Here is a 12,800-nt window from a genome sequence, read left to right as displayed (position 1 = left end):
GGGATTATCCAGAAAGTAGTACACTTCTTTGTTATTGTACAATCTTAGCATAAAACATCTTCTAAAATCATGTAATACTCGTACTACAAACCTGAGTTTCAATGTACAACATCCTTAAAATTCTCTTAAAAAATGATAAAATCATTCAATAAAACATTGTGGCATGATTATTTATTATAATTTTGAAAAGGAAAAGTACCATATAAATATTTGAATTATGAGCCTACTATCAAACGTCATATATTACTGCGGGAAGTTTTTCTTCGCAACCATTTTGTTCATAGCAATGATCATCTCGACGATCGTTTCCCTGCCGTTTATCGGAGCAGGTATGATTAAAGACGCAATGAACTCACATCATAGTCACGCAGACCGTAACAGCCTTCTGGATTACTACGGTTGAAGCTTGAAAAAGTAATAATTACAGGGCACAAACCGGAAGGTTTGTGCCTTTTTTCGTTATGTAATTTGATAAAATGCGTTTTTCCTGAACCTTACCGGGTTAAATGCTGTAATTTTCGCATTTGATCTTTAAACATAGTGCATGAAGTATTTCCCTGTCTTTGCTTTCCTTCTGATTTTCGCCTGCCCACAATTCGCTTCCTCCCAGGAGTCGCGTTATAGCTTTGAAAGGGGATTAATGGGCTCTCCATTCAAGTTGGTTTTTTATGCGAGCAGCGATACACTCGCCCGGCGCGCTGCCGACAATGCATTCAAAAGGGTTGAGGAGCTGAACGAAATCATGAGCGATTACCGCGACGGAAGTGAGATTAACAGACTTTCTGCTCAGTCGGGTAGTGGAAAGTGGATACCAGTGAGCAAAGATCTCTTCGATATTCTCGATATTTCACTTGATGTAAGTAAGAAATGCGACGGTGTTTTTGACGTGACGTTAGGCCCTGTCGTCCAGATGTGGCGGCACGCAACGCGGAAAGGCACTTTCCCAAGCAAAGAGGAAATAGCCGAAGCCATGTCAAGAACAGGATATGCCAAGATGAAGCTTAATTCCAAAACAAGGAGCGTTTTTCTTACGCAAAAAGGAATGCGGCTGGATATCGGCGGTTTAGGAAAAGGGTTTGCCGCTGAGGAGGCATTAAAAGAGCTGGAAAAGCTGGGTATCACCTCGGCAATGATGGACGCCGGCGGTAAAATCGTCATGACAAACCCGCCTCCCGGCACCGACGGCTGGAAAATTACGATTTCCAATGGCAGCGATTCGCTGAAAACAATCAAATTATCCAATACCTCTCTCGCCACTTCCGGGCCGACTTACCGGTATATGGAATACCAAGGCGTAAGATACTCGCACATTGTTGATCCAAAAACGGGTATTGGCCTGCTGTTTCATGTTCGTACGACCGCCATTTGCGACGGCGGGGCGCTTTCCGACGCACTTGCAACTGCATTTAGTGTTGCAGGAATTGAGAAGAGCAAGAAAATGGTCAAACGCTTCCCAGGTACCAAGGTGTGGCTTGTCGAAAGAACAGACGGGCACGTAGCAGAATGGAGCACACTTTCTGAGTAAATTTTTGCATTTTTCCGCGAATCCATTCCCTTGTGCAAATATTTTAAACAACCGTTTAAAATATTCGTTTCATACACTTGTACAAGTCAATTTTACTCCTGACATTTGAAGCACGGATTTAGTAAAAGCTTGTTTTTAGAAACCAATTTCCACCTAACTATTTGACATTGTGAAGTGCGTATCTGAAAAAAGTGAGGACAAGATCAGAGAAGCGGCGAAGCGGGTTTTCCTGAAAAAGGGTTTCGATGGCACTACATCCCGCGATATCGCCAAAGAGGCTGATATGAATATTGCTTTAACCAACTATTACTTCCGAAGTAAGGAAAAGTTGTTTATGGAGATATTCAAGGATTTGATGGAGATGTATTTCCAGAATATTATCGACATCCTGAATAAGCCGATTGATATCAAAACAAAGATCTCGGAGGTCGTTGAAAACAACTACCGCATGATGAGGCAGGAGCCAGACCTGGTTATTTTTATCATGAACGAGATTCACAAGGAACCCGAAAGGCTGCTAGTCAAAATGTCGTTGTATTGTCAGCTCAAATCAACGTTGTTTAGCCGGCAACTGGCCGAGGGAATTGAAAGCGGGGTTTTGCGTGCAGTGCCCATTGAAAGCATTTTGCCTTTGATGACGAGTTGCGTTGAGTTTCTGTTTTTGGGCAAAGAAATGCACCAGAAAGTATTTGGTATCTCTGCCGAAGAATTTGAAGACTTTGCCGAAAACCACAAGGAGCACGTAAAAGCGATGATCTGTAATTACCTGATCCTCGAAAAGTGAGATTTCAGACATTCGGTAGAACGGCTGTCTAAAATGAACAATTATTGAACATTTGGCTATCGCTTATCCATCGGTTTAACCGCCGGTAATTTTAGAGTTGGAGCAGACTGCCGGGAGTTTCATATTGATCAACGTTAAATGCAAATTGAAAAAAAGCTGGCCGGTAAGGCGGATTGCAGTCGCACTGATAGTGGCATGCATTTTTGTAAGCGCCGGCAGCAGCTTTCGGGTAAAAGGTTTAGTTTTGCAACACATCCAGATAGTGAGCAAATTAGGTCTTTACCAGTGCGGTAAGCGTTTCCGGTTATCAATTAATTCAGTAGTAAAAGAAGGCAGGTTGGGCAGGTTACGTAGTTACGGCTGTCTGACAGAAAGGCAAGAACCGAAAAACCTCTTTGAAGATTTAATTGGTTTTTAACGGTAAAATCCAAAAAGAGCAGTCAGTTTTGTGAACCAGATGAACAGGTATGTGGTTAATCCGTCAATCGGACCTGTTGTATACGTAAAAATGGTCGTTTCCTGCTTTACGTCATCGGGTGAAAACTACCGGCCCGGTTCATGCATCGAGACTTCTATTACTCAGCACCGTTAATTTCGTTTTATATGAAAAACATCAACTACAACACCAATTGATTGCCAGAAGTCAATTAGATCAGGTCTGAACCTGACGCCTCCCGGCACCCCCTAAAAGAAGCTGTTGATTCTGACATTAATTATTTATGGGTAAAAAACTAAATAAGCGCATATCCGAATTCAAAGACGCGGCAGCCATTAAGGCAAAAGGTCTTTATCCTTTCTTCAGACCAATTGAATCTGGTCAGGATACTGAGGTGATCATCAACGGAAAAACCGTACTGATGTTCGGGTCCAATTCTTACCTCGGACTTACTTCGCATCCGTATATTATTGAAGCGGCACAAAAAGCGGCTCAGAAATATGGTACCGGCTGCGCAGGATCACGGTTCCTGAACGGAACACTTGATATTCACGAAGAGCTGGAACGCAGGCTTGCCAAATACACAGGTAAAGAAGGTGCGGTGCTTTTCAGTACCGGGTACCAGGCCAACCTGGGCGCACTTTCCTGTCTTACCGGAAGAAATGACTATCTCATTCTGGACGAAAGCGATCATGCTTCGATCATCGACGGCAGCCGGCTTTCATTCTCCAAAGTAATTAAATACGCTCACAACGATATGCAGGACCTTCGCAAGAAGCTGAGCTTGCTGCCCGACGAAGCCGACAAGCTGATCGCCACGGATGGTATTTTCAGTATGGAAGGGGATATCGTGAAGTTGCCGGAACTGAATGCAATTGCGGCTGAGTACGATGCAACGGTGCTGGTAGACGATGCGCACAGTTTGGGTGTAATTGGTGAAAAGGGTGCAGGAACAGCCTCTTATTTCGGGCAGACTGAGATAACTGACCTGGTAATGGGCACATTCAGCAAGTCGCTGGCTTCGCTTGGCGGATTTATCGCAGGAGATGCAGCTACGATCGACTACTTGAAACACCGCGCGCGCTCACTCATGTTCAGCGCGAGCATGACACCTGCTTCGGTGGGAAGCACCCTGGCTGCATTGGATATCATTGAATCTGAGCCACACCATATTGAGCGGCTTTGGGCAAATACCAGGTATGCCAAAGAATTATTGTTGTTCAATGGATTTGACCTTGGCCAGACCGAGAGCCCGATTCTTCCATTGTATATCAGGGACAACGACAAGACCTTTATCATGACAAAACGCTTGCAGGATGAAGGTGTATTTGTAAACCCGGTGGTTTCGCCCGGCGTACGTCCTGAGCAGTCATTGATCCGGTTTTCATTAATGGCGACACATACTTTCAGCCAAATTGAAGAAGCAGTTGATAAAATATCACGCGTTTACCGCGAAGTATGTCCGGAAGCCCTTATTGAAAGACAAAGACTATGAAGCGAATTGTACCCGTAAACTCTCCCGGGGAACTTAAATCATTTATTGATTTTCCCCATGCCCTCTATAAAGACGATATAAACTATGTTCCTGAGCTGTTCATTGCTCAGAAGGACATGCTTACCCCGGGCAAGCACCCGTTTTACGAGCACTCCGAGGTAAAGCTTTATCTGGCGTACGAGGGTTCCGAGATTGTGGGCCGCATCGCTGCAATATATAATACCAACCACAATGCGTTTACCGAGCGCAACGATGGTTTTTTTGGATTTTTTGACACAATAAATGATCAGGAAACGGTTAATCTGCTTATCAGAGAAGCTTCCGGCTGGTTGAAACAAAAAGGGGCTGATACTCTCTGGGGGCCTGTCAATTTGTCGACGAACGATACATGTGGGCTCCTGATCCAGGGCTTTGAAAGGCCGCCGGTCGCGATGATGCCTTATAATGCGCCTTATTACCAGCAGTTGCTGGAAAATACGGGTTTGGTAAAGAAAACGGATTTGCTTGCTTACGAGATCACAACAGAGTCTGTCAACGACCGCTCTGTGCGGCTGATCGATGCATTGGAAGCGAGGCTGAAACGAAGCGATATTGTAATCCGCTCCATTGATCTGAAAAAGTTCAAGGAAGAAGTGGTCAAGATTAGGGAGGTGTATAACTCTGCCTGGGACAAGAACCTGGGCTTTGTTCCGATGACCGAAAACGAGTTCAACTATCTGGCCAAAGATCTGAAAATGATCCTTGATCCTGATTTTTGCCTTGTTGCTGAAAAAGATAACAAACTGATCGGGTTCATATTGGGAATTCCTGATATCAACCAGATTTTGATAAAAATAAAAAAGGGCCGCTTGCTGCCGACCGGGATTTTCAAATTGCTTTTTGGCAAAAAGAAGATCAAAGGGCTGCGGGTCCTGACCCTGGGGGTTGTTGAAGATTATCGGAAAATGGGCATTGAAGCCTGCCTTTACGGAAGAGTGATCAAGAATGGTCGGGCGAAAGGCATCAAATCGGCGGAATGCTCATGGATGCTGGAAGATAATTACATGATCAACCACGCGATTGAGCAAATCAATGGAAATGTGTACAAGCGTTACAGGTTGTACGAAAAAGCAATATGAAAGAGCGTGTGTTCATAACGGGAGCGAGCGGGTTTATAGGGTTTCACCTGGTAGAAGCTGCGCTGCACAATGGGATGGAAGTACATGCCGCCGTAAGGCCCAGCAGCAACCTCGCATTCCTGGAAAAGCTGGCAACTAATTACCCGGCTGCTCTCAAAGTTGTGAACGTAGATTTCCGCTCCCGCGAAAAACTAAAAGATTTACTCGCAGCGGGAGGCTATACATACATTATACATGCGGCAGGTGTTACCAAGGAAAAAACGGCAGCAGCCTACAATCTGGTCAACGCCCAATATTCCCTAAACCTGGCGCAAGCTGCAATGTCGGCGGATATTCCATTGAAACGGTTTGTATTTCTGAGCAGCTTGGCCGCTATTGGCCCGCTGAGCTACTCCGAGCAAAAACCGATTACGGAAGACACGCTGCCAGGACCAGTTACCGATTATGGAAAAAGCAAGCTGCTGGCTGAAAAGTATCTGGAAGAAGTCAGCGGACTGCCTCTCACAATCATCCGACCCACAGCGGTTTACGGACCCGGTGAAAAGGATCTGTTCGTATTGTTCAAAACACTTTCCGGCGGACTGGATGCCTACATCGGCAACAAGCCCCAGCGACTGAGTTTTGTATATGTGAAAGACCTGGTAGCCGCCACCCTGGCCGCACTCACTGAAAACAAGAAAGAAGTAACGGTGTACAACATTTCAGATGGGAATGCTTACGACCGTTATGCATTGGCTGACAGGTTTAAAGAGATAAGCGGGAAAAACATCTTTCGTGCACATCTGCCCATGATTCTGGTAAAATGGCTGGCAGGTCTGCTCGACATCATTTACTCCTTCTCACCGAAAACGCCTGTCTTAAACAGGGAGAAGCTAAAAGAGCTGACCGCTTCGAACTGGAACTGTAGTATAGACGCAGCCCGGAACAATCTGCATTACCAGCCGCAATACGACCTGCGACAAGGACTTGCGGAGACTTTAACATGGTATAAAGAGAACAACTGGCTTTAATTCCTGCACCCGATTTGATTTCATATCGGATCACACCACCGGAACAACGGCCCGCGCCGTATGTGAACTGCCGGAGGTGGAGGGGTACAACATGTGTTATGATCTTCAAAAATGAAAACAATAATTAAGTCGGTATGGTATAAAATTGCTCCGGTTATCTGTTTGATACAGATCCTGTCCGGAGTAGCCGTAGCGCAAAATACAACTACAATCAAAGGAACCGTTACAGACGCGAAAACAGGTGAAACCCTGCCTTTCGTATCGGTACTGATCCCGGGCACGACCATGGGAACAGCTTCTGATGTTGACGGTCGCTACGCACTGACGCTCCGGGAGAATCACGCTACCGTTAAATTTACTTACGTAGGTTATCTCAGTGTTGAAAAACAGATCACACCCGGTATTTCACAGGTGATCGACGTCAAGTTGCCGGTAGATGCTTCCATGCTCAAAGAGGTGACCATCAAAGGAAAAGGACGCTACCGGAATAAGGATAACCCTGCTGTACAGCTCATTCGCGAGGTGATCGCACACAAGGATGAAAACAAAATGGCAGGGAACGACTACGTGGAATATGAACAGTACGAAAAGATCTCGCTTGCATTGAGCAATCTTTCTGACGGGTTCAAGGACAAACGTATTTTCAAGAACTATCAGTTTTTGTTCAAAACCCAGGATTCGAGCGCAATGGGCGGGAAGAATATGCTGCCTGCGTTTATAGAGGAAAAGCTTTCGCAGGTATACTTCCGCAAAAGTCCGTACACCAAAAAGCAGCGTGTACTGGCTAACCGCCGGGCGGAATTTGATGCCAAGTTTGTGGACAATGAAGGTTTAAGCGCCTATTTCAACCGGTTGTATGAAGATATCAACATTTACGACAACGATATCTCCATTGCCACGAACCTGTTGCTGAGCCCGATTGCGAATACAGCGCCTACATTCTACAAATTCTTCATCCGGGATACCATTAAAACCAACGATCCCTGGCTGATCGAGTTGGGCTTTGTCCCAAGAAACAAGACTGACATGCTTTTTGAAGGAAAGCTGTTTGTCACATTGGACGGAAAATATGGTGTTCAGAATGCGTATCTGACCGTAAATAAAGACATTAACCTCAATTTCATGCGCGACCTGGAAGCCAGTCTCGAATTCGAGAAAAGTGCTGACGGGCGGTACCACCCCAGCCAGACTTCGCTGGCAATGGAATTCGCATTGGGAGAAAAAAGTGCCGGTTTGTACGGGCACCGCGTAGTTAACTTCAAGAACTATACAATCAACCAGAGCCGGCCCGACAGCGTTTACAGAGGCCCGAATGAGGAAATTGCATATAATCCTGAGATCAAAGTAGGAGAGTCTTTCTGGGGAAGCGCGCGCCACATTCCGCTGGAAGCGACCGAGCTGGACATTTACAAGAATATAGATACGCTTCAAACAATTCCCTCGTTCCGGCGCACAATGGATATTGCGACATTGTTCCTGGCCGGGTACAAATCATTCGGGAAAGTTGAGATCGGGCCATTTAATACCTTTTACAGTTTCAACCCCGTTGAAGGTTTCAGGTTACGTTTCGGCGGCAGAACTACGCCGGAGCTCAGCAAACGTGTGTATTTTGAAGCATACACTGCATACGGTTTCAAAGACGAGAAGTGGAAGTACTTCCTGTCAGGGACCTATTCTATCAATAATAAATCCGTTTACCATTTCCCGCTCAACTATATACGGGCAAGCTACCAGCGCGATACCAAAATCCCGGGGCAGGAATTGCAGTTTGTTCAGGAAGATAACCTGCTGCTCTCATTCAAGCGGGGCGACAATAACCGTTGGCTGTACAACGACATTTACAAGCTGGAATACGTAAGAGAATTCGACAGTCATTTGTCTTACAAAATCGGTTTCACGCAATGGAGCCAGCGCGCTGCGGGTATACTTCGCTATGAAAGTCTGGACTCTGACGGTTCATTACAGGATGAAGGTATCCTGAACAATACAGAAGCGAACTTTGAATTGCGGTATGCACCCAATGAGCAGTTCTATCAGGGCAAATTGTACCGCACACCCATTATCAACCGCTATCCGATATTTACGGTAAGGTATAATGCAGGTCTGAAGGGAGTTTTCGCAGGACAGAACAGGTACCACAATCTTTCAGGTAATGTTTCAAAACGCTTTTATCTGTCACAGTTCGGGTATGCCGATGTGACGGGAGAGGGAGGTTATATTTTCGGGAAAAATGTATTGTTTCCATTGCTGACAATCCACCGCGCCAACCAGACCTATGCATACCAGCTCAATTCATTCAACCTGATGAACTTCCTGGAATTTGTAAGCGACCGTTATGCAAGCCTGGATGTACAGTATTATATGAATGGATTTTTGTTCAATAAAATCCCATTGCTGAAAAGATTGAAGTTGCGCGAAGTGTTCAGTTTCAAAGGTCTTGTCGGCGGCTTGCGAGATGAAAATAATCCTGCATTGCATCCGTCACTGTATCGTTTCCCGGTAGATGAAACTGGTCGGCCGATTAGCTACACGTTGTCACGGGCGCCTTACATTGAGGGCAGCGTCGGCATCGCGAATATTTTTAAGCTGATCCGGGTTGATCTGGTGAAAAGGTTTAGCTACCTGGACAATCCGGGTGTTTCTGAATGGGGCGTTCGGGCCAGGTTCAAGCTGGATTTCTAGTATCAATTTTTAGACACCAATTAGTATGAATTACGCCATCATAGCCGCAGGTGAAGGCTCCCGCCTCGCCAGCGAAGGTTTTCAACTTCCGAAGCCGATGGTCCCGCTTTGCGGCGAGATGATGATAGACAGGCTGATCGGCATTTTCATGCGGAACCAGGCTGAGCGCATCCGGATTATAATAAATGAAAATTCCCCGGAGCTCGAAGCGCATTTGCTGGAATTACAAAGGGATTTGCCCATTGATATTATTAAGAAATCGACGCCCAGCTCGCTGCACAGTGCATTTGAGCTGCTGAATGGAGTTGAAGAGATAGATGCGGTTTGTCTCACTACCACCGATACGATTTTTCGCGAAGAGGAATTTGCTGCATTCATCGCAGCTTTTGAATCCAATTCAGATCTGGACGGGCAAATGGCGGTTACCTCATTTATCGACGACGAGAGTCCGCTTTTCGTACACGTGAATGAAAGTGACATAATCACGGCGTTTACAGATACGAATGAAATGCAGACCCGATATATCTCGGGAGGAATTTATTGTTTACGTAAAGATGCGATCGGGGTTCTTGGCAAATCTGTCGGCAGCGGGACTGCCAGAATGCGCAATTTCCAGCGGCAGCTTGTCGGGGAAGGACTTAAACTGAAAGCTTATCCATTCTCCAAAATCGTAGACGTAGACCACGTGAGCGATATAGAGACGGCAGAATCGTTTTTGAGCGAGGAGAACCTTGCCTGAAAATCAGAAAACAAACTGACACCAATGATTAAAGACCGGTTCATTTACCGGCAGCGTATGAATGAAATTGAAATACTCGGCGTACACCGAAACAGAAAGTATTCGCCAAATCACATTGGCAACGACGACGCGATTTTCTCGCTGACGGCCAGGGCGCTTGAACAAATGGGTTGCAAAGTCAGTATTTGTTGTGAGGACGAGTTCCTTGCAATGGGAGAAGTGAAGCAGCCCCGGATTTTTACAATGGCGAGACAAAAGCAGGTTGTAGCCCGGTTGCAGGAACTGGAAAACAGCGGCGTAAAAGTAGTTAACTCGGCATTTGGCATTGAAAATTGCTTTCGTACCAATCTGACAAAAGCACTAAACGAGCACCACATTCCCGTTGCAGACAGCTACATCGTGCCTACTTCCTACGATCAGGAAACCGTTTTCGACGATATAAAAAGCAAGGGATACTGGATCAAGCGCGGCGATTTTCACGCGATCCATAAAGAAGATGTTTCTTTTGCCGCTTCCCGGGAAGAAGCAAAAGAGATCCTGCGGGAATATGCATTGCGGGATATTCCGGATGCGGTGATTTCTGAAAATCTGGTGGGTGACCTGGTGAAATTCTATGGCGTGCGAGGGACAGACTTTTTCTTCTGGTTTTATCCTTACGATAACAATCACCACAAATATGCACAGTACCAGCAGGTGAATGGAAACTCGGCATATTACACTTTCGATTCTGCGCATTTGCAGCAGGTTGCTACCGAAGCAGCAAAGGCAGTTGGCATAAGTATTTACGGGGGCGATGCGATCATCGGGCAGGACGGACAGTTCCGCATAATCGATCTGAACGACTGGCCTAGCTTTGCACCTTGCCGGGACCAGGCAGCCGGGCATATCGCAGGCCGCATTTTTCAGGAATTTACAAATGACAATTAATGGAGACTACAACTACCGGACCATCTGAATTAAAAGACGAAGCCAGTAATTCGGCCTTTCAAAACTCACTAAAATCACGCGATACCGAGGAGCAGATCGACATCTGGTTCTATCGCCCGATCGGGTACCAGATCGCATTGTTTTGTGCCAAAGTAGGTATCAGGCCTAACCCGGTAACGATTGTCAGTATTTTCTTCGGGGTCGGAGCGGGTATCCTGTTTTACTATCAGGAGCTTTGGATCAATGTAATCGGAATGCTGTTACTGGTCTTCGCCAATTCACTGGATAGTGCCGACGGACAGCTGGCGAGAATGACCAATGACAAAAGCCGCCTCGGTCGCATTCTCGACGGAGCAGCGGGCGATTTCTGGTTTATTTCCATTCACGTTGCATTGTGTTTGCGGGGAATGAATGAAGGCTGGACAGCCTGGATCTGGGTTTGGGGAGTTTTGGCCGGCGCGTCGCACGTAGTTCAATCCGCGATGGCGGATTATTACCGTAATGTACATTTATTCTTCATCAAAGGCACATCCGGTAGCGAGCTGGACAACAGTCGCGAATTGCAGGCAGAATATGACAAGCTAAGCTGGACTCGGGATTTTGGAATGAAGTTCGTAGCCCGCTTTTACCTGAACTATACCAAAATGCAGGAGAGTTTTTCACCAAACCTCCAAAAATTACTCTGGGTTGTAAGGGATAAATACCGGAACACATTGCCGGAAAAGCTGGTTATAGATTTTCGGGCAATGAACAAGCCTTTAATGAAGTATACCAATATCGTTCAGTTCAATACACGCGTGATTTTTCTGTTCGTCTGGCTGTTTATCGACCAGTCCTGGATCTATTTCTTCTTCGATATGCTTGTTCTGAATCCCATCCTGATTTATATGATTGCGAATCAGGAGAAAGTCAGCAAGCATTTTCATCAGCAGATTACGAGCGGCAAAATCAATGAATACCAAAATATATAAGGCAGTTTTTCTCGCGATCGGCGTCATTTCTCTGGGCTATATGATCTATAGTACCGGGGTCGGCGTAATCTGGGAAAACATTCAGCTGACGGGAATCTGGTTTGTACCCGTGATCGGAAGCTGGCTGCTGATTTATATACTGAATGCATTTGCTTTCAAAGCGATTATCCACGAGCCCGCGGTACCAGAAAGTGATCTTTCCTTTTGGGCAGTGTTGCGGCTGACGATATCAGGTTACGCAATCAATTACATTACTCCCTTCGTTGCATTAGGAGGCGAACCTTACCGTATCCTGGAACTTAAACCTGCATTAGGCCTGCAAAAGGCGACTTCTTCGGTGCTGCTTTACAGTCTGATGCACATGTTTTCTCATGTGATTTTCTGGCTGACAAGCATTGTGCTGATTGTCGCAGTGGTTCCGCTCAGCGATGTAATGCTCGCAGGTTGCGGGATTTTGCTCGTCGTGGGGTTGGTCCTGGGTTATTGGTTTATCAATGTGTACAAAAAAGGTTTCATGGTAAGCACCTTCCGACTGCTTGAAAAGCTGCCTTTTGTGGGGAACAAAGCGCGGGAGTTTGCGATCAAAAATGCAGAGAACCTGTACGAAGTTGACGAGCAGATCCGCATTCTTTACGCGCAGCGACGCAATGTATTTTACGCATCCTTATTCTACGAATTCGTAGCCCGAGTGATCGGCTGTCTTGAAATATTCTTTACTGCCCACGCAATTGGAATGGAAATGTCGCTCTCGCAATCCCTGATTGTAAGCTCCGGCTCTTCTCTTTTCGCCAACCTGATATTCTTTTTCCCAATGCAGCTGGGTACCCGCGAAGGCGGCCTCGTGCTCGCATTGCGAAGCGTAGGACTGGCAGCCTCGCAGGGAATTTTCATCGGAATTGTAATGCGTATCAGAGAGATCGTGTGGATCATCATAGGACTTGCATTGGTTAATAAGAAGACAAACTCGAAGCCGGTATTGGTTGCTAAAAGCTATTAGCCGTTAGCTATTAGCTTTTAGGAAGGTTTGAAATAGATATAATAAGAAAACAGAATAGTAAGTAAATAAGGCGGTAGCTAACAGGCAACAGCTATAAGCTTTTAGGAAGGTTTGAA

Annotated in this window: 11 protein-coding genes; all 11 read left to right on the top strand. The window is 45.9% G+C overall.

Annotated elements, in window-relative coordinates; translation table 11 throughout:
* The first annotated feature begins 217 nt into the window (after window positions 1-217).
* Window positions 218-403, top strand: coding sequence for a hypothetical protein (locus Q369_RS0104935; protein WP_031526700.1), 186 nt, complete (start codon window positions 218-220; stop codon window positions 401-403).
* A gap of 141 nt (window positions 404-544) precedes the next feature.
* Entirely contained in the window at window positions 545-1,525 is a 981-nt protein-coding gene (locus Q369_RS0104930) for an FAD:protein FMN transferase (protein ID WP_031526699.1), read from the top strand.
* Window positions 1,526-1,694: 169 nt separating this feature from the next.
* Entirely contained in the window at window positions 1,695-2,309 is a 615-nt protein-coding gene (locus tag Q369_RS0104925) for a TetR/AcrR family transcriptional regulator (protein WP_031526698.1), read from the top strand.
* Window positions 2,310-3,028: 719 nt separating this feature from the next.
* Window positions 3,029-4,240 (top strand): serine palmitoyltransferase, encoded by a 1,212-nt coding sequence (gene spt, locus Q369_RS0104915; RefSeq protein WP_031526696.1) that lies wholly within the window; start codon window positions 3,029-3,031, stop codon window positions 4,238-4,240.
* Entirely contained in the window at window positions 4,237-5,358 is a 1,122-nt protein-coding gene (locus Q369_RS0104910) for a GNAT family N-acetyltransferase (protein ID WP_031526695.1), read from the top strand. The genes spt and Q369_RS0104910 overlap by 4 nt, the downstream gene beginning before the upstream one ends.
* On the top strand, window positions 5,355-6,368 hold the full coding sequence (locus Q369_RS0104905) for an NAD-dependent epimerase/dehydratase family protein (protein WP_031526694.1): 1,014 nt from the start codon (window positions 5,355-5,357) through the stop codon (window positions 6,366-6,368). The genes Q369_RS0104910 and Q369_RS0104905 overlap by 4 nt, the downstream gene beginning before the upstream one ends.
* Window positions 6,369-6,479: 111 nt before the next feature.
* Complete coding sequence (locus Q369_RS0104900) at window positions 6,480-9,050, top strand: DUF5686 and carboxypeptidase-like regulatory domain-containing protein (protein WP_031526693.1); 2,571 nt, start codon at window positions 6,480-6,482, stop codon at window positions 9,048-9,050.
* A 25-nt stretch (window positions 9,051-9,075) separates the two neighbouring features.
* On the top strand, window positions 9,076-9,789 hold the full coding sequence (locus tag Q369_RS0104895; RefSeq protein ID WP_031526692.1) for a nucleotidyltransferase family protein: 714 nt from the start codon (window positions 9,076-9,078) through the stop codon (window positions 9,787-9,789).
* Window positions 9,790-9,813: 24 nt separating this feature from the next.
* Window positions 9,814-10,716, top strand: a complete 903-nt coding sequence (locus Q369_RS0104890; RefSeq protein ID WP_229206735.1) for a hypothetical protein — start codon at window positions 9,814-9,816, stop codon at window positions 10,714-10,716.
* Complete coding sequence (locus tag Q369_RS0104885; RefSeq protein WP_031526690.1) at window positions 10,716-11,687, top strand: CDP-alcohol phosphatidyltransferase family protein; 972 nt, start codon at window positions 10,716-10,718, stop codon at window positions 11,685-11,687. Before Q369_RS0104890 ends, Q369_RS0104885 begins: the two co-directional genes overlap by 1 nt.
* Window positions 11,668-12,684, top strand: a complete 1,017-nt coding sequence (locus tag Q369_RS0104880) for a lysylphosphatidylglycerol synthase transmembrane domain-containing protein (RefSeq protein ID WP_031526689.1) — start codon at window positions 11,668-11,670, stop codon at window positions 12,682-12,684. Before Q369_RS0104885 ends, Q369_RS0104880 begins: the two co-directional genes overlap by 20 nt.
* The last annotated feature ends 116 nt before the right edge of the window (window positions 12,685-12,800 follow it).

The organism is Dyadobacter crusticola DSM 16708, from assembly GCF_000701505.1.
Taxonomy (GTDB): domain Bacteria; phylum Bacteroidota; class Bacteroidia; order Cytophagales; family Spirosomataceae; genus Dyadobacter; species Dyadobacter crusticola.
Note: the sequence above shows the minus strand (reverse complement) of the source record. Positions and strands in the feature narration are given on the sequence as shown.